26 protein-coding genes are annotated in these 18079 nt (G+C 55.3%); all 26 read right to left on the reverse strand.

Annotation, left to right across the window (positions count from 1 at the left end):
• Positions 1-9: 9 nt before the first annotated feature.
• The 26 genes from L8I05_RS28820 to L8I05_RS28945 all read right to left on the reverse strand — a co-directional run bounded on the left by L8I05_RS28820 (position 10) and on the right by L8I05_RS28945 (position 17965).
• Entirely contained in the window at positions 10-696 is a 687-nt protein-coding gene (locus L8I05_RS28820; RefSeq protein WP_242176574.1) for a hypothetical protein, read from the reverse strand.
• Between the two features lie 3 nt (positions 697-699).
• The gene (locus L8I05_RS28825; RefSeq protein ID WP_242176575.1) at positions 700-1155 is read right to left on the reverse strand and encodes a GNAT family N-acetyltransferase; all 456 of its coding nucleotides are present in this window, start codon (positions 1153-1155) and stop codon (positions 700-702) included.
• A 460-nt stretch (positions 1156-1615) separates the two neighbouring features.
• Positions 1616-2182: an aspartyl/asparaginyl beta-hydroxylase domain-containing protein gene (locus L8I05_RS28830; RefSeq protein ID WP_242176576.1), complete on the reverse strand. Its 567-nt coding sequence runs from the start codon at positions 2180-2182 to the stop codon at positions 1616-1618.
• A gap of 18 nt (positions 2183-2200) precedes the next feature.
• Positions 2201-2533, reverse strand: a complete 333-nt coding sequence (locus tag L8I05_RS28835; RefSeq protein ID WP_242176577.1) for a hypothetical protein — start codon at positions 2531-2533, stop codon at positions 2201-2203.
• A 10-nt stretch (positions 2534-2543) separates the two neighbouring features.
• Positions 2544-3344, reverse strand: coding sequence for a hypothetical protein (locus L8I05_RS28840; protein ID WP_242176578.1), 801 nt, complete (start codon positions 3342-3344; stop codon positions 2544-2546).
• A complete protein-coding gene (locus L8I05_RS28845; RefSeq protein WP_242176579.1) occupies positions 3341-4753 on the reverse strand; it encodes a packaged DNA stabilization protein in 1413 nt (470 codons plus the stop codon). The genes L8I05_RS28840 and L8I05_RS28845 overlap by 4 nt, the downstream gene beginning before the upstream one ends.
• Before the next feature lie 2 nt (positions 4754-4755).
• A complete protein-coding gene (locus L8I05_RS28850; RefSeq protein WP_242176580.1) occupies positions 4756-5463 on the reverse strand; it encodes a hypothetical protein in 708 nt (235 codons plus the stop codon).
• A gap of 5 nt (positions 5464-5468) precedes the next feature.
• The gene (locus tag L8I05_RS28855) at positions 5469-6005 is read right to left on the reverse strand and encodes a hypothetical protein (RefSeq protein ID WP_242176581.1); all 537 of its coding nucleotides are present in this window, start codon (positions 6003-6005) and stop codon (positions 5469-5471) included.
• Between the two features lie 71 nt (positions 6006-6076).
• Positions 6077-7297 (reverse strand): P22 phage major capsid protein family protein, encoded by a 1221-nt coding sequence (locus L8I05_RS28860; RefSeq protein ID WP_242176582.1) that lies wholly within the window; start codon positions 7295-7297, stop codon positions 6077-6079.
• A gap of 11 nt (positions 7298-7308) precedes the next feature.
• Positions 7309-8076, reverse strand: a complete 768-nt coding sequence (locus tag L8I05_RS28865) for a hypothetical protein (RefSeq protein WP_242176583.1) — start codon at positions 8074-8076, stop codon at positions 7309-7311.
• Between the two features lie 98 nt (positions 8077-8174).
• Positions 8175-8477, reverse strand: coding sequence for a hypothetical protein (locus L8I05_RS28870; RefSeq protein WP_242176584.1), 303 nt, complete (start codon positions 8475-8477; stop codon positions 8175-8177).
• A 12-nt stretch (positions 8478-8489) separates the two neighbouring features.
• Positions 8490-10640 carry a portal protein gene (locus L8I05_RS28875; protein WP_242176585.1) on the reverse strand — a complete coding sequence of 717 codons (2151 nt, stop codon included), beginning with the start codon at positions 10638-10640 and terminating at the stop codon, positions 8490-8492.
• The gene (locus L8I05_RS28880; RefSeq protein WP_242176586.1) at positions 10640-11986 is read right to left on the reverse strand and encodes a phage terminase large subunit; all 1347 of its coding nucleotides are present in this window, start codon (positions 11984-11986) and stop codon (positions 10640-10642) included. The genes L8I05_RS28875 and L8I05_RS28880 overlap by 1 nt, the downstream gene beginning before the upstream one ends.
• Positions 11983-12357 carry a terminase gene (locus tag L8I05_RS28885; protein WP_242176587.1) on the reverse strand — a complete coding sequence of 125 codons (375 nt, stop codon included), beginning with the start codon at positions 12355-12357 and terminating at the stop codon, positions 11983-11985. Before L8I05_RS28885 ends, L8I05_RS28880 begins: the two co-directional genes overlap by 4 nt.
• A 56-nt stretch (positions 12358-12413) precedes the next feature.
• Positions 12414-12665 (reverse strand): hypothetical protein, encoded by a 252-nt coding sequence (locus L8I05_RS28890; RefSeq protein ID WP_242176588.1) that lies wholly within the window; start codon positions 12663-12665, stop codon positions 12414-12416.
• Between the two features lie 862 nt (positions 12666-13527).
• Complete coding sequence (locus L8I05_RS28895; RefSeq protein WP_242176589.1) at positions 13528-13908, reverse strand: hypothetical protein; 381 nt, start codon at positions 13906-13908, stop codon at positions 13528-13530.
• A gap of 390 nt (positions 13909-14298) precedes the next feature.
• On the reverse strand, positions 14299-14733 hold the full coding sequence (locus L8I05_RS28900) for a RusA family crossover junction endodeoxyribonuclease (RefSeq protein ID WP_242176590.1): 435 nt from the start codon (positions 14731-14733) through the stop codon (positions 14299-14301).
• Positions 14730-14960 carry a hypothetical protein gene (locus tag L8I05_RS28905; RefSeq protein ID WP_242176591.1) on the reverse strand — a complete coding sequence of 77 codons (231 nt, stop codon included), beginning with the start codon at positions 14958-14960 and terminating at the stop codon, positions 14730-14732. The genes L8I05_RS28900 and L8I05_RS28905 overlap by 4 nt, the downstream gene beginning before the upstream one ends.
• On the reverse strand, positions 14957-15145 hold the full coding sequence (locus L8I05_RS28910; RefSeq protein WP_242176592.1) for a hypothetical protein: 189 nt from the start codon (positions 15143-15145) through the stop codon (positions 14957-14959). Before L8I05_RS28910 ends, L8I05_RS28905 begins: the two co-directional genes overlap by 4 nt.
• 27 nt (positions 15146-15172) lie before the next feature.
• A complete protein-coding gene (locus L8I05_RS28915) occupies positions 15173-15733 on the reverse strand; it encodes a hypothetical protein (RefSeq protein ID WP_242176593.1) in 561 nt (186 codons plus the stop codon).
• Entirely contained in the window at positions 15730-16104 is a 375-nt protein-coding gene (locus tag L8I05_RS28920) for a hypothetical protein (protein WP_242176594.1), read from the reverse strand. The genes L8I05_RS28915 and L8I05_RS28920 overlap by 4 nt, the downstream gene beginning before the upstream one ends.
• 203 nt (positions 16105-16307) lie before the next feature.
• Entirely contained in the window at positions 16308-16721 is a 414-nt protein-coding gene (locus tag L8I05_RS28925; protein WP_242176595.1) for a hypothetical protein, read from the reverse strand.
• Positions 16714-17091, reverse strand: coding sequence for a hypothetical protein (locus tag L8I05_RS28930; RefSeq protein ID WP_242176596.1), 378 nt, complete (start codon positions 17089-17091; stop codon positions 16714-16716). The genes L8I05_RS28925 and L8I05_RS28930 overlap by 8 nt, the downstream gene beginning before the upstream one ends.
• Before the next feature lie 252 nt (positions 17092-17343).
• A complete protein-coding gene (locus tag L8I05_RS28935; RefSeq protein WP_242176597.1) occupies positions 17344-17481 on the reverse strand; it encodes a hypothetical protein in 138 nt (45 codons plus the stop codon).
• A gap of 19 nt (positions 17482-17500) precedes the next feature.
• Entirely contained in the window at positions 17501-17755 is a 255-nt protein-coding gene (locus L8I05_RS28940) for a hypothetical protein (protein ID WP_242176598.1), read from the reverse strand.
• 21 nt (positions 17756-17776) lie between these two features.
• Positions 17777-17965: a hypothetical protein gene (locus L8I05_RS28945; protein WP_242176599.1), complete on the reverse strand. Its 189-nt coding sequence runs from the start codon at positions 17963-17965 to the stop codon at positions 17777-17779.
• Between the last annotated feature and the right edge of the window lie 114 nt (positions 17966-18079).

Consider the following 18079-nt stretch of genomic DNA (forward strand, 5'->3'; position numbering starts at 1 on the left):
AGTCGGGCCTCACTTGTAGAGAGCGTTGTAAAGCATGTAGTTGTTGACGCCGCTGTTAATTGCGTTTGCCGTCCCGGTAATCCCTGCCGCGTTCGCATTGCCTGCCTGCGTCAGGTAGTTGCCCGCTGTATTGGCGGCAGCAAGACCCGCCTGGCCCGTCTGCGCAGCCGAGTTCTGCCCGGTGTTAACGAGGTTCTGCAAGTTGCTGACGTTGTTCGATGCCACCTGATAGTTGGTGTTGTACGTCGACAGCGCGTTGTTGTACTGCTGGTTGTAGGTCTGGTCAGCAAGGCCAGTAGCGAAGGTTGAAAGACCTTTGGCCTGCGCACCAGATAGCCCCAGGCCTTGGGCCGCTAGAGCGTTATTGGTGCCCTTCAAGCCCTGACCAAGCGCAAACTGGTATCCAGGCGTTGACGCCAAATCACTTGGGTTGAACGAGAACTTCTGCTGGAGGGTTGCATTAGGGTTCTGGGTCACGTTCCCCTGTGCGTCGACGTTGTAACCCATAGCCGACCAGAGCGGGTTTATGGCCTGCTGCCCAAGGTTGTTGTACGGGGTGAGGTCAGCGCGTATTTGTGCTGCTGCTTCAGCTGACTGATCAGCAGCCTTGTTAGCAGCTTTGGCCTGCTTGTCTGCTGCCATGTTTGAGGCAACGCCGCCTATTACTGCGCCGCCAACTACTGCTGTTGCGACCATGGTTCAGTCTCCAAGCCAGGTTGAATAGTACGTTTCCACCTTTTCATAGCCCAACCGCTCAAAGAGCCATGAGGCGTCAAGGTGCACCTTTGATCCTACGAACATGCGCTGTACGCCGCGCGCTTTGGCGTCGGCTTCCACAGACTTGAATAGCTTGTAACCGGCAGCGTTCCCTCGGTGGCCTGGATGAATCCAGAAAATATCCAGGATCAGCGTTAGACAGGTCTGGTAATGCAGCCCTGGCGCAACGAACCCGACGAAGTAGCCGATGATCTGGCCTTCTTCACGGACAACATGAAACATCACTTCACCACGGCGCTCGCGCTCAAGGTAGATCTCATACTGCGGGTCAAGAGGAACCTTGTCTTGATTTAGTGCCAGCTCCGCAAAGTGCAACGGGAACATAGGCTTCAGTTCTTCAAGGCGCTCTGCCAACGTTTCAGCCATCACGGTAATCATGCGCGACTCCTTTTTGGTCCGCTAGGAATAGATCCGCTCGGGGTTGTCAAGGCTTTCTCAATATCCCAACCTAGGCGATCTATATGGGCAATGATATTCGCGTATGCAATACCAGTTCTTTGTGCCCACTCGCCAATGCATAGAGAGCAGCCTTGAAAGGTCAATATACGATTTCTTGATATGTTTCTGGCCTGTTCGAGTCTCGTTGCCCATTTGCAATTTTCGGGGCAATAGTCGAGAGATCCGTCTTTTCTTTCGATTGTTAATCCCGGCTCATAACCGTTAGCTAATGCCCAAAGCTTAAATTCTCGAACATCATCCCATTCCTGACAGATAGTGATCCCCTTCGCTGAGTAGCAATGAGCGTCAGCCCTGTTTTTCCGGTTGCATCGGTCACGCATTCCACGCCAAGAATTGTATATACCTGGGCTTCCACGTTTGATTTCTGATTTTGTTTCCATCATGCGCACCTTATGTCGACGACCATTGAGATGCGATCAATACTACTATTGTTAGTGACGGAATGTTCCAGGGCGTTATCGAAGTACCAAGTTTCTCCAGGCGCCATAAACACCTTCTCTTCTTCGCAGCGGAACACAACGCCCGGCGCTGCTTGCAAGCAAATATGGTGGCGAGACCAGTACTCAGCATGCGCAGGAGTGTCACAGTGCGGGAAGATCACGCCGCCTGGCTTGATACGATTGATCATTACGCGGCCAAGACGTGTGCCGCCGACGTACGACATCAAAGCCATGATAAGCGCGCGCGCCTCTGGCAGCTGCGCATAAGCTGGCTGATCTATGCACTCGTGCTGATCGTATGCGCTTAGATGCTCAAGAACTTCGGCCTCTGTTTCCTTAACGGACTTTTCAGGGAATCGAAGGATGATCGAGTCAACCTCTCCGAACGGCCCTTGGGGGTAGTCGCGAAGGTAGGTGTCAGCAGTCCACAGCTCCGGCTTACGCGCTATAGCCGCAAGCAGCGGCATAACGTCTGTACCTTGGCCTATACGTAGAAAATTGCGCATTTCTATTCCTCTGGCGGTTTAGTCTGGAATGTATTCTACGCCTGAAACGTTCAATGTAAGACCGGCCCCAGTTGCAGCAAGCTGCGTGCCTGCTTCCATCTTGTGGTTGATCGCCTCATTCGATGTAACTACGGCACCAGGGGGGACAATCCTTGAGCTAATTTTAGTCGGAGACCCGGCCGTCAGGCCTGCCGTTACCTTGTACAGGTCAAAGGTTATTGGCGAGGCCGTAGGGTTGAAGATGCTTACTGCGTGAATGACAGCCGAAGTAAGCGGCGGGGCCACATAAAGCGAAGACGCCGTACCTGTTAAGGTGGCGCCCGTGATCAGCTCTCTGTACTTGATGCTCATGGAATAATCCTCAGAACCAGCGCCCAAACGCCGTGTAGGTTAGATTGAAGTTAGCCGTGTATGTTTGCTCGTCCTTAACTACGAACGTTGCCGCTGTTAGGCTTGGAGCGCCTGCGAGGGCGCCTAAAGCAAGGTGTGGCGAAGCGTAAGCATCAAGCCGGGCAGCTGGCATGGTCCCTACGAAAGCAACAGGGTATGTCCAGCTAAGCAGCGCGGCTGGCCCGTAAAATACGCCTGCATAAGCGCCTGTGACCGCAATGCTCTGCGAGGAAATGACTAGCTTCTGAATCATTGTCCCATCTGCAAACTTCACATACTCGCCATTAGCGTTGCTGCCTCGCTCAATTACCGATCCTGTAGGAACGCCGCCCGTTTGAGAGACGGTGCCGAGGATTGTCACGGCGGTTGCGTTTTCAGCAACTCCGTCGAGCTTTGTCTTGTCGGCTGACGACATGAACCCATTCTTGGATGGGCTCACAACATCGTGTAGATCCGGGTCGTATTGGAGCCCGTGCGTAGCCACCTGCTGGAACTCGTCGATACTTCTTGGCCGCTGAGGGAATATGAACTCTGGAAAAACCTGATCCAGGCTTGGAAAAACCTGGACCTCTTCTTGGATGGCTTGCTCAGCCGTCTCAATCCGCTTTTCGACCTTGGTTATGCGCGCCGTCTCACTCCCGCTATCTACTCCTACAGTTCCCCCTGTGCGGCGCAGCAGCGTGAAGAAGAACTGGTGCCATACAGGGTTAATGAAGCCGTTCCTGTCGAATATCGGCGTGCCCGCGTCCGGCACTTGGCTCTCTACGCTCATGTGGCGGCCTTCTGCACCTGAATGTAGGCGCCGTTCAGTGCTGTAGGGCAGTCAGCGTTCCAAGACAGCTCAAAGACCCTGCTGCGCGCCATGCCGAGGCGAAGGAAGCGGCAGTCCTTTAGGTAATCACCGCGCTCACCAAGCGTTGTTGAGATTGAAGATCCCCAAGAAGCGCCTTTGGTATCGCTCCAGCGCAGGCGAAGTTCTGCGGCCTGGGTGTAGGTAGCATCGCCCACCTCCATTGCGGCCTTGAATTCCTTGTAAACAATGCGCGTACCGTCGTCTGCCAAGTGTGGGAAGCTCCTGATACGCCGGACTTCATTGCCATTGTCGTTGTAAACGTCAAGGTCTAGCGCGTAGAGGTTGCCGTTCTGGTAATCCCCGACCACATGAACGCCCTTCCAGAACGCAAAGCAGTTGCCACGGTGGCGAGACTCTGTACCGTCTTCGTTCAGGTAGAAACGCTCGTGCCATTCGCTAGTTGCTACGTCATAAACCCAAGTTTTGTTGGCGCTAGGAAAGGTAAGTACGTACCAGATATGTCCGGACATTTGGTGGATGTAGGCAATGGCGTCGTCGATCCTGGCATAGCCCTGAATCTCGTTTTCGATCGAGAACGTGCTTATACGCTCGCGGTCATAGTTCATCGTGCGCAGAACCATGCACTCGCCTTGCGGAGAGCGACTTAGCCAGTAGATGCTGCCGTCCGCCTGAGCCAGGGAAGCAGCAGACGCGCAGCCGAACTGTAGGAACGCGCCAGATAGGCGGCTGAACGTGAAGTCGGTGCCCCCAGTGTTGGTCCATATTTCTGTCGTTTGCTCGCCGAAGAGGAAAAGATTGCGGCGCGTGGCAATGGCGGCTACCAGAAGATCGGGAGAGCCCGACTTGCTTGCGAAGTCCAGCGGGTCAAAGGCCACTTGGTTTAGCAGCGATATGTAGAACTGTTTGGTTCCTGGGCGGTTGAAGATCATGTAGCCATCGATCAAGTCAATGCGATTTGATCCGTAGAAAGCAGGATCAGTTATGCGCGAGGTCTCCATGCTTGCAAGGTCAAGCATGTACCCGGCGCTGGTTCCGTCGACCAGCACCAATGTGTTTCCGTTATCCAGCATGTAGACCTGGCCAGCATTGGAATCGATCTTGCCGACCTCGGTGAGCGAGAAGTCGTCGTTGATCCTCACGAAAGACTGCTCAACAACCCCGAACAGCAGGTTTGTTGTAGTCACATACAGCCCGCGCCAACGGTTATGGGCTGACTGCGAGAGCAGGCGCATACCAGGCGTAGGGTAGAAGGTGACAGGGAACTCTTCACCCTCAGGGTTCCTTTCTGCGTACAGGTTCGCGCACCGTTGTGCAGCCGCAATTACGCTTCTTGACTGATAGGCGCCCGTCGTTAGAGGTACTTTCATGGTCATCTATCCGAATAGACGTTGTAGGTTCCACCTGAAACCAGATTGTCAGGCATGTACATCTTCCCGACCTGAATATTGGCCATGCGAATAGTGCTTAAGGCTGAAGCGGCCAGCTGTACCACGCCTTGCGGAATGGGAATTTGGTAGAAGGAGCAGAGGCGCCCGGCCAGGTTGTACATAATCGCCTCTTCGTACTCAGCAGGCAGGATTATGTCGTCATAAGGGGTCGCAAACTGCCCCAGTGGCACCAAGGCAAGGATGTGCATCTCATACCCTGTAATGGGCACCGGCCAAACGTGCAAAACCCCCAGTGGATACTGAGGGTCGTAGTAGGCGGCTACCGGCATGGAAGCCATCGTCTTGAGGCTTATCCTGCCGTAATCCGACATTGACTGTAGAAGCTCTATCGGGAAATCAACAGGAAGCGATGGGGGGTTTAACTGTCGGCAATAAACGCCAACGAGCTTTGATGGCCTGGCAATGCTGAAATCTCCTCCGATACCAACGCTATACGTCTGCGCGCCAGTGGTTGGCAAGCCAGAATCAATGATCTGGTGCACAACATTTCGCTTAACCGACCATTGGGCCAGCATCATGTTTAGCAGCTTGAAAGCGTCGGAAGTGTCCTCGGCGGTGGCTGTCTGCCCTACGCCAAGAACGCCAGCCTGTTTTAAAGCCAAGTTGATCAGCTCGACTGGCGTTGTCATTGGGCTTACTCCCCGTCTTCGATATCAGTGTCTTTAGGAATGGCGGTGCTTGCTGCCGGGGTAGAGGATTTGACAGCGGTGAATGCATCAATCGCCGCCTGAATCGTCTTGGAGCTGGACGCGTGGTGAACCTTCACGCCTAGATCCTTTGCCTGCTCAAGCAGAGCCTTTCGGGCTACTTCGCTGTCGACCATAACCACTTCATCCTGCGGCCCGACTGGGTGGCCATACTCGACCGCTGGAATGGTGCCGGTGCCCGTAGGAACATGATCGTAAGCGGTGCGGATCATCGCCTGGACCTTAGCCGAAACCTTGTCCATGCCATTAGCGGCCAGGAACTCGTCGAACACGTCATCGCCGGTCACTGTTGCTGGCTGATCATCGACATCAAAGCCAGAGACGGAAGCGTCTACTTCGGTCGTGCCGTTTTTTACCGGCTTGTCATGCCAGCCGCTGCCAAGATCCTTGGCCTCTTCAGAGCTTGCAACGATAACGGCAGGCTGGGTTTTGTGATAACGCCACGCTGGGTATTGATTGCTCATTTTGAAAACCTCTTGATGGGAAAAGGGGCCAACATGGCCCCTATGCACAGCACCAGTTTAGACCCCTGTAATCACAGGATGTCAGCTACAGCAGCGCCCCACTCTGGACGGACGGTAGCCCAGCCGTACAGAACGTCGAAACGGCTAATGAAGTTGTCATTCACAACGTCATAAGCAGTCACGAAGCGCAGGCTTACGCCGTCGTAAGTTTCGCGGTAAGCCTCGTGCACGCCACGTGGCAGCTCAAGGTCAGCGGTTGCCATAGTTACAGCCATCGGGTCCATGACGAAGTTCTTGCGGAAGGTAGTGCTAGCACCACCCACCAGAGTGATCAGCGCGCCGTTTGCAGGCGATGCAGTCACGGTGCCGTAGGCAACCACGCCTGGAATGATCGAAGGGTAGATCGGGATGGTGGTAGCGCCGGAAGCCACGTTCGCAGTTACCACGAACTGGCGCAGTTCGCCGGTCGATTGCTTGGTAACTGGGTTTGTGCCGAAGACGCCAGCGATGCAGATCACATCACCCTTGTTAAACGTGCCCGTGGTTGCGGCAACGGTCAGCGAGGCGCCAGTCTGGCCAGCACCAGCAACAGCGCCAGCAGTGTAGGAGCCGTTGGTGTGCTTGATTACGGTCTGATCCATCCCCCAGTCGAAGCCCAGGGTGTCCATGCCCATCTCGCCTGACTTGTATTGGTCGCCGATCTTCTGCTGGTTGTTGAACAGGCCTGCAAGAGTGGTGACGGTGCGGGCCTGGGTGCGTGGATCGAGGATTGCCTTGCGGTTACCTCGGGCGTTCATGCGTGGAGTACTGGTGTTATCCAACAGCGCGCCAGCATCAAGCCATGCGCCCGCGTCAGGGGTAGCAATGGTGCCGGTGCCGTCAGCGTTACGACCCTTGAAAGTCAGGTTACTGAACGACTCAACCGACTGCATCACGTTGGTGGCGATGGTGCCCGCCAAAGTGTTCATCGCTGGCAGCAGGATGCGATTGCTGTAATCGTCAAGAGACAGCGCGCGTTCGGCAGAGCTGAAGGCGACATCCACACCTTGTTGAGTGGCGACAGTCAGCGGTACAGAGCGCTCTACGGTGTCCTGCGGAGTCGCTACCTTACCAGTACGCGTGACGTACTCGTTCGGCAGGCGGATGCGCAGCGTGTCGCCGATCTTGGCGCCAGATTTGGCGAAGCTGTCATCGTATTGCGTGTCGATGTTGCGCAAGAACAGGTTCGTGTTCTTGAAGATGCGCAATGCTTCGCGGGTGATCATGCTAGGGGTGAGCAGGGCGTTTGCCATGATTTATATCCTTAGAAACGGGTCTTGGCGGTTTTTTCCCGCCATTTTGCCCAGTCAGCCATCGACAGCTTGGAGGGGTCAACCTCGCCGGCTGCCGTGCCATCAATGGGCGCGATTGGTGCAGGTGCTTTTGACACAGCCTTGGGAGGCGCAACGGGAAGAGGCTTCGCCGCCAACCGTTCCAACTCCCGGCCTTGCTGCAATGGAGAGAGCGACAGGATGCGCACTGCTTCGTCAGGGTTCTTCCCTAGCGAATAAATCACCTTGTGTGCGTCGTCCATGCCCAGAAGGGATTGGACTTGCTCATTGGTGATTCCGAGTGCATCCAGTGTCTTCACGGCGCCGTCAAAGTCAGGGAAAGACTCAGCCCCTACCTTAGCCACCGATTGTCCGCGCTCCTGCATTGCTTGTTGCTGAGACAGTTCTGCCGCGCGCTTATTGACTAGAGCGTCGATGTCCTGTGGCTCGCCAGGGACATTAACGGGCGCAGTCTCTTCGCCTCGCTGCATCTGCTCCACCAGCAAACGGTAACGTTCGGCCTCGCCTTTGGCTGCCTGTAGTTCCCGCTCTGTCTGGTGAGTCTTCGCCGTCAGCGCGCCAATTCGCTTCAGTGCCCAGCCGTTGGGATCCTTCCCTTCCTCTGTGTTTCCGGCTTGATCGTCTGCGTTGGTATCGCCTTCGGTGGTGCTGGTGGACTGGTCCAGCTCATCGGTAACGTCCGGCTGCGTCGATTCCGCTTCCTGCGAGGTTGTATGCACCTGAGTCGTTTCTTCGGTCATGGCCTTGGCATCCAAGTAATCAGCATGGGGAACCGCCCCAAGTCGGTTTGTAGCGCGATTCTGTACCAATCAAAGTTGATTGTCACGTTTCAAGCTATTTACCGATTCAGCTGGATCTGGTAAACGCCCGCGAGAGGCGTCAATGCGCCTGCTGTTGGATTGATGAACGTGATAGCCAGGGTGTTGAGTGCGCTCACCCGTGCGCAGGACGGGGTTACGCCTGCGGTGATGCCTGGCGGGGTAACATCCACGAAGTCTCCAAGCTGCAAGCCAGGTACTGTGAATGTTTGCTCAGCTGCCGTGGCTGCCGCGACGGATGCAGGGGTGATGGTCTGCATGATCTTCTCAATCTTCGATAGAGAATCGGATGCAACGTTAGATACGCCGGAAAAGTTAGCCATGGGTGGATCTCCTTACTGGAGGGGCATTTGCCCCATTGGTGGTTGTGGTGGTGCATCAACGGGTAACGGTGGCTGCTGGCCAACTTGATCGGGCTCAGACGAGTCAATAGGTTCAGGATCCTTTAACGCAGCTGCCACGGCCTGAGAGGCAAGGATAGCGGCCTGGATAGGGTCTAGCTTGTCCATGAGCCCATCAAGGCGGTCTGTTACGGCCTTGAATGCGTTGATCTCATTGGCCTTAGCCTTGTCGTCAGCCTTCTTGTCAGCGTCTGCTGCTGCCTGCATAGAGGCCGCGAGCTGAGCCTGAAGTGCCTGAACCTGCTGCTGTGCTTGTTGCAGCTCCTGCTGGGCTTGCTGCATCTCTGGAGACGGGCCCTCGCCGCGAACATTGGCCGGGATGCTGTTCTTGTAGCGCTCAGCGAACTCATCCGAAAGCGGCAGACCAGAAGCCCGGAAGTAAAGGTCGCCTGCAATGCTCATGAACGTAGGGTCTTGCTGTGCCTGCTGCGAAAGCGCTTCGAACAGTTCGGCCTGCTTGGTGGCATAGCTCGGCCCCGACTCGGCAATCACTTCGTACTGGCCCATGGCAGGGTTGAAGGCGCGGTTTACGCCGTCTGTTCCGTCATCCTTCGGCGTCTCGACCATTGGCTGCTGCTGGCTTGGGTCAATCTTCACAGTGTCGTCGCTTCCGTCCTCTGCCAGGATTCGGATTACGCGGGGCGTGTCGTATACCTTTGGGATGAGGTCGATCAGAATCTTGCCGGTATACCGAACGGCCTTGGCCAGGTTGTCGCGGTACTGCATCGTTGCCCGGTCTGCCTGGCGGGTGCGCTTACCGATGGCTACGCCGCTGATCTCTTGCGATGGCGCGCCCATAAGCGCGTCATTCTGCCCGCTAACCATCTTCATTTCTTCGGCTGACATCTGCATGCCCGCCATGTATGCCGAACTCATGACCGGGGCTTCGACGCGCTGAGGCGGCGCAAGAGGCTGGCCTTGGTCATTAACGGAGTTGTATGGGAGGTACGCGACGTTCTCGCTGTTGGCGTTCTCCCATATCGTCTCAAACCCCTCAATCGACTGCGTATCAGCCAGATAAGGCGTCTTCGTCTGGAGGGCGACGTGTTCTGTCGCCGAGGATGTCCAGTAGTTGTACATGCGCTGCGGGTCTTTCAAGTTGCGCACGTGCCCTTTGCGGTCAAGCTTGCCGTCGATGATCATCTCTTCGCCGACGACGCGCACGATAGGGATAGTCACGCCGAGCCATTCGCTGCGGTCAATGATCTTGTCACCAGCGATCAGGCACCACTTAACCTTTGGTTTCTGGATGGTGCGCCGCTGGATTGTCTTGTCCGCCATGGCGACCTTCGCAAGGTCAGGCATTTGCGCGCGCAGCTCAGACAGGAGGATCATCTCCGTTCGCTCGCCGCCCTGGCCATCAGGAAGCGGCAGCGCAACAAGCGTGTCCTTCTCAAACGTCTTGTAGTAGTACTCGGCAACGCGGACGTTGTCTTTTGTGCACCACTCATCGAACTCGCCAAAGCAACCGTCGCTTACCTCGTCTTTGGAGGCCGGATACTTACGCTCAAAATCCTCGCGGCGCATGTCGTCGGATATGAACCCAAAGGATGCATCCGACCCGTCCAGCTCCTTGATGTCAGGGTCAAGGCGAACAGAAAGCGGGTTGCGGATGCGCCGGATGTAGATCTCTTGGTCGAAGCTGTCGTCACCCATGTAGTCAGTGACCACGCGCCAGTAGCCAATGCCCGCCTTCACTTGGAACTCAAGCGCGGTATCGTAAGCATCCGTCGCGTTGGACTGGTACTCAATGTGACGGATGACGCCTTCGTACACCTGGGCGCTTTCGAAGGACGCATCGCCACCGACTGCGCTCACCTTGACAGAGGGCTTATGCTCCTTCGCCTCGTTGATGACCATCAGAGCATGCTGGCGGGTCTTGTTGATGGTCAGGCATGGCTTGGCGTCGTCCTGGCGCTGCATGCGCATTGCGTCAGGCCACTGGTAGCCGTTGTCACTGTCAGCGTTCACGAACTTGAGGTCGTCCGTGAATAGTTTCCTGAAGTCACCTTCGAAATCCTGGCAGCGCTGGAACCTGGCCTTTGCCTCGGCAATGAGTTCTTCGTCTTCTGTTCTATCGGTCATTAGCTTCCCATCCAGCTTTGCCCACCGACACGAGGTCGCAGGCGGGTTTTAGGTTGTACTGGTTCTTTCTTGGCCTTCACCATGCCTGGGAAGAGTTCGGCTAGTGCCCATATCAGGGCGTCCGCGCGGTTGGGAGAGTCTTCTCCTACGTAGCCAAAGGTCGTGAAGGCAACCAGCTCGTCTTCAAGCTCGGGGAAGTTCCCGACGTGGCGTACCTTGCCTTGCTCGTAGAGAGCTGAGAACGGCTCGGCGCGCACGTGCTTGCCCCGGCTTGCTGTCACCTGCTTGTAGGGCGTTCGCGGCCTGGCGGTCATTATCACGTGCTTGACCATGGCGCCACCGTAGTTTGATTCGCCGACGACGGTATCCGCTTGGTGCCGGTCGAAGGCCGAAGTGGCCACCTTGCCCCATGTCGCCGGGCCTGCCTTCACTGTGCAGTCCTCAAGCAGGTAAGCGCAGCCATCCGTTCCAAGGCCTGCGACTATTACGCCGATTGCATCGTTGTCCGCGCTCGCTTCGTCATCCGCCCCAGATGGGTCAACAGACACGACCACGCGCACCATGTCAGGTAGGTTGCTCCCGTCCAGCACGCGGTTCGCCTCAATGTTCTCTTCGCTGAACAGCTGGCTTGGATTGGCGTCGGTGAACTCACCCTTCAGGAATCGCTTCTGTAGGCGTGCAGACAGCGATTTAAGGCTGTCCAGGTACTCCGGGCTTAGGTTGTCCGTGTTGGCGTCTGGATTGATCTGGAACGCCACGTAGTTCTCTGGGTTGGGGAGGCCTTGCTTTGTGTCCGGGTCGCGCTTCTCGATGAATAGCCGATAGGACCAATGCGCTTTGTTGGGCGGGTTGCAATCATAGTAAGCGCGCGGCTTAAGCAGTTTCTGGACGCCCTCAACCACCTGATAGGCCTTCTGCGCCAGTCGAGTCATCACGATGCCCACAGAAGACCATGGGATCTGGCTGCACTCGTTGAGGTATACCGTCACGAACTCCATACCGAGGATCTTCTCGATGCGCTCCTTGTCGTCGAGGCCAGCAAACCAAATCTCTGACCCATTGGCGAAGGTTGCGTACCAGTCAGTCTTTGAGATGTTGTAAGCCACGCCAGGGAAGCAGATGTCCATGACCTTCGGGAACGTGTCAAGGACGATGGAGTTCTTGATGGACTTGAAGCTCAGCCGAAGCATCACATGCCGACTCTTCGGCGCCTTGACAGCGCGCATGATGGTGTTGCGCACGTGCAGGAACGTTTTGCCCGAACGGGAACCGCCGAACAGCATCCCGTGGGTTGAGTTGCCAGCCAGGAGTATCTGTGCCTCCGCCTGCTTCGGGTTGAGCTTCATAGCGACTCATCCAGGTTATCCACCTTGATGATGGAAATACCCCCAGAGTGTTCGAAGTCGTGCTTGTCCCGGAACTCTGCCTTGAGTCTGTTCTTCAGGAAGAACACCAGAGACGTAGGGTTGGGAGGACAATGCCGTGTGACCTCAGTCTTAACAATCTTCCCATCAATCACACGGATATCCTCTTCCGTGTAGCTGTAACCCATCGCGCTTTTGTACAGTGATTCAACGACTTTTTGGTTGGCAACGTCCTTGGAAATGGTTAGGGCGTCCGAAAACTCTTTGTGCTGCACCTTCCATAGGGCGACCGTTGAAACCGCGACACCGAGCGCTAAGGCCAGCTCAGCGTCTGTTGCGCCAAGCTTTGCCATCCCCTTAGCGACCTTTAGATGCTCGGCCTTGTATTTGGTAGGTCTCCCCCCGGCCATCACGCCACCTCATACGCGGCGTAGAACTTATCGGCATCTGCCACGACGACCTTGGTGCCTTCCAGATAGACCACTTGTCCTTCAATGGCTGAATAGGTGTCCTTCCCTACCATGAGGACCACGGACTTCTTGGCCACGTCGACCGACATTGAATTGGCGCCAATCATGTTGGCGACATCTGGCGATTGCTTCAGCACGTCAGTCAGCTCTACGGCACTCACGGTTGGGGCCTTGGCTTTGTAAGTCTTCATTCGTGGAATCTCCGGTTGATTTGTGGATCATCATAGCGTATGGGTGCGCAGATAAACAAAGCCCGGCAACTTGGCCGGGCGAGTGGTGTTCTTGTTATGTCCGATTAGGCGACTTTTGCTTCATGGCTCTGCGAAGGTCGACCGCTAGCCATATGAGCAGTGCACCGTCTATAGAGGCCTGGGCTATCCAGTCCTGAGACTGTAGGCCATCCATCAAGAGTGACGATTCGATGGCCAATGCAAAAGACCAAGCCACTGATACAGCAAGGATGATGCGAATTCGTGGATGGGTTGCCAGGGATAGCGCCAGAAGGTCTACAGCAGCGAAGGCGGCGTACCAACCTGCAAGGAAGTAAGAGTCTGCTGATCCGACGTAAGGGGGCACTGCGCTGTCTACATAGAGGTGGCCCAGGAAGTGGATCAGCAGAGCTATCACGACTTCTTCTTCTCGCTTGCGGGCTTTGGCTTGACCTGATCCGAAGTCTTGGCATACAGCTCTTTGCCTGGCTTCTTGGTCGACTGTACTTGCTTGCGCATGCTCTATTTCCTTATGGGAGTCTATCTAGGAGCTTCTTGGGAAACCATGAAGCCATGTTGCCCCCTGACCATGTGACGAATATCAGGACGCAGACCATTATCCCCGGAAGGTAGGGCTCTACGCTAGCGGTGAATGCGTGGAAGTTGAAGACGATGCGCAAGGCCTCTGCCAGGTTTAGCCCGGCGAACAGAGCGGCTACCGCGCCGACAATCTTTCTGTGATGTGAGCCCTCATGCGATGTGTAAGTCGCAACCCGAAGGAAAATCATCACGTGGCATGCGCACCTGATTGCGAGCAAAGCTATTGGTAATAACGCCTGATCAGTCATTCAGAGCCTCCGCCCTTCTTGATGCTGAAGGGGAAAAGTTTGGTGAGGAACAAAATCCATTTAGGAGTTGGACCACCATCTGCCCATTTGTGCAGACTTCCGAAGATTGAAGAGCCGAGCGCGGATGCAATAAAGCTGGTAATGGCCGCGTAGACACCAAGTTCACCCGTAGACATGAGGATTAATCCGACGAGATACCCAAGAATGAAGCTGCCTACAGCGAAAAAGAAACGCGTTTGAAGGGGGATCGTAACTGACACCGCGAGCATAAATGCCAGCCCTCCCGCTGACGCTAGTGCTAGGTTCTGGTCAAAGACCAAGGCCAACCCGGCTGTTCCAACACCGGCTGCCGTTGCTATGGCTACTTCTGCGCTCATGTCGGCCCCATTATGGTCTTGACCTGAATTTGATTTGATGAATGCATCATAACTGAATTTTCACAAGGCAAGAAAAAGCCCCAGGCTTTTAGGCTGGGGCTAGTCCGAACTCTTAGCTGTCGGCGCTTGATGCAGATTGCCGGTTCTGATCTCCGGCGTGCCAGGTATTTAGCCTGACCAGTACATCTGCATCCAACAGTGCCTTAATTCCGGCACGTCCGGCAACTTGACATCATAAAGCGCACTGTTGGATGAAGACGATTTCCGCACCTGCGGGCACTTGGCGTTGGTTGATAGTTGCCCCGGCCATGCCGGGCATGGTTGTCGCGGGGCGGCAGACCGAGAAGGGAAACCGTGACGAAACCCTTGGCTGCGCTGGCGATGTTACGGCTAGCAAGACTGAAGATCAAGAGAAGTCACGATTGCTATAACGCACGGCTCTTCTGCGAATCGCTTTGTGATGTGGTGGTCAACCACCTGGCAGTCATCTATCCATACGGCGCCTGTGAATCCGTCCTCGATTGCCTTTAGACAGTTTGAGCTGTCGGGCTTCTTCGTCGGGACGATTTGACCTAGGCGCGCGGCCTCCTGCTTCTTCTTGCTCCAGGATACCGGGATTGGGTAGAACAGCTGCAGCTTCAGCTCCACCGGACCTTCAATCAGCGCACGACCCTGCATGCTCGCCTTAGCCTCGTAGTAGCACTTGTCCTCGTACTCGACCGTTTCTTTGGGCATGTACGTGATCACGCGCTTACCGCGAAGTCCGGCGCGTACGGATTGCTTACCGAATGGCGCGCCGGGGATCAGGATGAAAACCTCTGTCATCCCTGATCCCCGTTGCCCATGGTTGTGTCATCCAATGTGTCGCCAAGCGTGTTATCGATTAGCCCCAAGGCAAGCGGTGAAAGGTAATCGCTAGAAATGTTGCGGACATCTCTCAGCGCTTGGCGCAGCGTCTCGTTCTCGGCCTTGAGCCGGTCGACGATTTTAAGATGATCTGAATGCTTGACCATGAGGTGGCCAGTTGCGCCGTAATACTGTGGAATGCTCATGCCAGCACCGCCAAGACCGCAATACCGACGCCCATAATGATCAAGCACACGCACGTAAACATGGCCGTCAGCCGGATCATGTCGCTAGTGTTGGCGATCTTCACTTCTGGCTTTGGCGCCGAATGCTTGGCCGATTTCATAATCCACATCTCCTGTAGTTCGCTGCGCAATTCACGGTTTACCATCGTGTTACTCCTTTGCGTTCAGGCGGGTTACTTCGTCGATGCAGGCGCGCCATCACGACAGCTTGCGCACTGCAATTTCTCTGACAGCCCATACGGATCATCGTCGCCACACTTGGCGTAATCGCCGTGACCAAGGGGGACATTCATTTTGCCGCAGTACTGTGGACCTGACGGCGCGGGCCGCTCGGCGTAGAGCTTCACCTGCTCGCCATGCTTGAGCGATACGGTGCTTGCGTAGATGGCGTGGCTTATTCCGACCGAAGTCATCACGCCTTCAATTATCGCATCCGGTTGACGCTCAACAGGCTCGCCCTGGGGCTGGGCGGCTGGCTCCGCATGTACTGGGCACGGCCAGTGCGGGTTTCCCTTTCCAAATCGCTTGCACCTGCACTCATCAGGCGTATCCAGCAGGGCGCGCAGCTTTGCCAGTTCCGGGAGATGACCTTTTTCCACGACCTCATCTATTGTGTAGCAATTATCCTGCGGGCTTGAGTGACGTTGAAGGCTTTCCCAAAGAACCTCAATCAATTCGCAAGCGGCTTTAATATCTTGGCGCGGCACACCGTCAATCGTTTGGTTGGTGGTCATGGCTTTGGCTCATTGTTGATGGCGGCGATCAATCTATCTCGTAGATCGTAGGCGTCTGATCCGCCGAAGGTATTCTGGTCAATCCATACATGCGCTTCGGCAATAAGGTTTTCCAGGAATGAAATTCGCTGCTCAGCCGTATCCGCGCGCAGGCGTTGGGCTTCGAGGTCTTCGACGGGCTGCCCAGTCACGCGACGCTCGATCATCCTCCAAACCATTTCGTACTCTGGCCAGTCCGCCTCAACCACAACACATTCAGGAGTCTTGAAACACATCTCTTCAATGTAGTTTCTCAACCGCTCCGTGCGAATATCATCTTCGTGATCAGGCTTAACTACTATGTATCGTCCTTCACGTACAAACTCACTCATAAATCACCTCAAAAAATCAGTTGTGCCAGTGCCAGTAGGCACCAGCAGTAGGCGGGGAGTTGGGATTTCAATATGGAATCTCCCACCAGAATTTCCAGTTACTAATCGCAGCTCCTGGGGTTGCCCCGTAACCGGTTACGTTCGTATTTGGGTGGGTGCAGACAAAATGCGACCCGTCCCACTTCACGCATAGCTTTCGCTGGCTAGCTCGCATCGCCACCACCCTCTGCTGGCTTGAGGGCGGAAATTTCGCCAATAGCCCGGGTCGCAATCTCAAAAGGCTCTTCACTCATCCGAGAAATCCTGGCAATTTCGTTAAGCGCTGTGACTGCCTGATCCACCCGCTCATCCTCTGCGGTAAGGCGCTGTTGCAGGGCAGCACGCTCATCAAGAACTTCGCCAAGTCTATGTCGTGCTTTTCCGAGAGACTCACGAAGCGAAACTTCACGATCTCGGAATTCCACGATTGACTCCCGCAACTCAGCCTCACGCCCCAGCGCCGCGTCACGCTCGGCGTTTACGCGGTCGAAGTCCGAAAGAAACACGTATTCAGCGCCGCCAAGACGCGAACGCCCAACCATGTTGCCAATGCACTTAAACTTCATCACTTCACTCATGACCCAACTCCCCAGCTTTGGCGCGGGACTGGGCGCAGGCTTTCCAATATTTCCATCCATCTGCCGCCATCATATAGACGTATTCGCCATCATCTTTGCGGTCAAATTCGGTCTCAAGATCAGTGCCTTCAAGACCACTTTCAATGGCGTGATACGCCTCAAACAACTCCCGCTCCTTCGCCTCGTCGTAGATGGGTTGCGGCGGGGTTTTGGCGGCGGCTAAAACGGCTGCCCACCATTCTTTGTCGTTTAGGATGCTTGCCTCGCGCTTCTTAAAATTGACGCCGATCAGAATTCGATCGTGCATAACAACCAGCATTTCTTCGGTCGGCTCAACCGGCACAAGTTTGTAACCCTTTGGAATAGTCACGGTTTAATCCTCATTCGGTATCGCAGTGCCCCAGGCACCGCACTTTGGGCATTCCCCATGGCGAGCGCGCCATACGGAAGCATCTGTCTTGCATTTGCAGTTGCTGCACTCGACTTGTATGGGCTCGTCGGGCGGATCGAGTGGTGGACCTCCGACGTAAACACGGTTTGCTGGCTTCATCTCACACCGCCATTGTCACGATTATCACCAAGGCCAGAAGGCTGACCATTAGGTCGTACTTCGATGGGCCTTTCACACTGCCACCGTAGCGCGCCACATGCCGTTCACGCGCACCGGCTGACGAATCCACACCACGGAGGCGAAGTCATCGCAGCCGAGGCCAAGAATTTCTTTGATCAATCCAGTGAAGTCTTTTGCGATGATGTTCATGGTCGCCTCCAGGGTGGCGTTATTCGCCTTCGATGCCGTCGGTAGCTTCGATCCCGAAGTACTCGCGGGCATAGTTCTCGCCGATCAGTTCAAGGAAGGCATCACGGTCGTGATGATCAAGAATCTCTTCCGGTGTGAACTCGGAAAGGATGTCGCTTTCTTCAACGCTCGAAAGCGTGGCGTTAACTTTGGTCATGTGGTGACGCTGGCGGTCTTGGAAATAACCGGCTTCGGATGAAATTTGCTGCGCGAAAAAACTGATTTCTTTGGTCATGGCGACCTCCAGTGTTTGGGGTTAGGCGGATAGATCTTCAGTCGGAGTAACGTCGAAATCTTCGATGTGGTTGTGCTTGTCGCAAGAAAAGCCAATCGAGTTTTCGTTTTCGAAATGGACAAAGACCTGAGAAAGATCAGCCCCAGCTCTCTGTGCATCACGCAGGTGGTTGAGCAACTCCTGCGCTGTTTTGTCTCGCCATGTACGCATGACTCTCTCCATTCGTTGGTTCGCCCGGTTAGGCGGATGGTTTCAATTCTGCTGCTGCGACAACCAGTCCAGCTGCTGAGATCTGCGCCCGGCAAGCCCGGTAAGTCTGCCAGT

It is taken from the genome of Pseudomonas sp. MONT-RG-20F-20-E-7-02 (assembly GCF_022662395.1).
Taxonomy (GTDB): domain Bacteria; phylum Pseudomonadota; class Gammaproteobacteria; order Pseudomonadales; family Pseudomonadaceae; genus Aquipseudomonas.

Coding starts and splice junctions, on each gene's coding strand:
- L8I05_RS28820 (WP_242176574.1), bottom strand. CDS start 696: ATGGTCGCAACAGCAGTAGTTGGCGGCGCAGTAATAGGCGGCGTTGCC.
- L8I05_RS28825 (WP_242176575.1), bottom strand. CDS start 1,155: ATGATTACCGTGATGGCTGAAACGTTGGCAGAGCGCCTTGAAGAACTG.
- L8I05_RS28830 (WP_242176576.1), bottom strand. CDS start 2,182: ATGCGCAATTTTCTACGTATAGGCCAAGGTACAGACGTTATGCCGCTG.
- L8I05_RS28835 (WP_242176577.1), bottom strand. CDS start 2,533: ATGAGCATCAAGTACAGAGAGCTGATCACGGGCGCCACCTTAACAGGT.
- L8I05_RS28840 (WP_242176578.1), bottom strand. CDS start 3,344: ATGAGCGTAGAGAGCCAAGTGCCGGACGCGGGCACGCCGATATTCGAC.
- L8I05_RS28845 (WP_242176579.1), bottom strand. CDS start 4,753: ATGAAAGTACCTCTAACGACGGGCGCCTATCAGTCAAGAAGCGTAATT.
- L8I05_RS28850 (WP_242176580.1), bottom strand. CDS start 5,463: ATGACAACGCCAGTCGAGCTGATCAACTTGGCTTTAAAACAGGCTGGC.
- L8I05_RS28855 (WP_242176581.1), bottom strand. CDS start 6,005: ATGAGCAATCAATACCCAGCGTGGCGTTATCACAAAACCCAGCCTGCC.
- L8I05_RS28860 (WP_242176582.1), bottom strand. CDS start 7,297: ATGGCAAACGCCCTGCTCACCCCTAGCATGATCACCCGCGAAGCATTG.
- L8I05_RS28865 (WP_242176583.1), bottom strand. CDS start 8,076: ATGACCGAAGAAACGACTCAGGTGCATACAACCTCGCAGGAAGCGGAA.
- L8I05_RS28870 (WP_242176584.1), bottom strand. CDS start 8,477: ATGGCTAACTTTTCCGGCGTATCTAACGTTGCATCCGATTCTCTATCG.
- L8I05_RS28875 (WP_242176585.1), bottom strand. CDS start 10,640: ATGACCGATAGAACAGAAGACGAAGAACTCATTGCCGAGGCAAAGGCC.
- L8I05_RS28880 (WP_242176586.1), bottom strand. CDS start 11,986: ATGAAGCTCAACCCGAAGCAGGCGGAGGCACAGATACTCCTGGCTGGC.
- L8I05_RS28885 (WP_242176587.1), bottom strand. CDS start 12,357: ATGGCAAAGCTTGGCGCAACAGACGCTGAGCTGGCCTTAGCGCTCGGT.
- L8I05_RS28890 (WP_242176588.1), bottom strand. CDS start 12,665: ATGAAGACTTACAAAGCCAAGGCCCCAACCGTGAGTGCCGTAGAGCTG.
- L8I05_RS28895 (WP_242176589.1), bottom strand. CDS start 13,908: ATGAGCGCAGAAGTAGCCATAGCAACGGCAGCCGGTGTTGGAACAGCC.
- L8I05_RS28900 (WP_242176590.1), bottom strand. CDS start 14,733: ATGACAGAGGTTTTCATCCTGATCCCCGGCGCGCCATTCGGTAAGCAA.
- L8I05_RS28905 (WP_242176591.1), bottom strand. CDS start 14,960: ATGAGCATTCCACAGTATTACGGCGCAACTGGCCACCTCATGGTCAAG.
- L8I05_RS28910 (WP_242176592.1), bottom strand. CDS start 15,145: ATGGTAAACCGTGAATTGCGCAGCGAACTACAGGAGATGTGGATTATG.
- L8I05_RS28915 (WP_242176593.1), bottom strand. CDS start 15,733: ATGACCACCAACCAAACGATTGACGGTGTGCCGCGCCAAGATATTAAA.
- L8I05_RS28920 (WP_242176594.1), bottom strand. CDS start 16,104: ATGAGTGAGTTTGTACGTGAAGGACGATACATAGTAGTTAAGCCTGAT.
- L8I05_RS28925 (WP_242176595.1), bottom strand. CDS start 16,721: ATGAGTGAAGTGATGAAGTTTAAGTGCATTGGCAACATGGTTGGGCGT.
- L8I05_RS28935 (WP_242176597.1), bottom strand. CDS start 17,481: ATGAACATCATCGCAAAAGACTTCACTGGATTGATCAAAGAAATTCTT.
- L8I05_RS28940 (WP_242176598.1), bottom strand. CDS start 17,755: ATGACCAAAGAAATCAGTTTTTTCGCGCAGCAAATTTCATCCGAAGCC.
- L8I05_RS28945 (WP_242176599.1), bottom strand. CDS start 17,965: ATGCGTACATGGCGAGACAAAACAGCGCAGGAGTTGCTCAACCACCTG.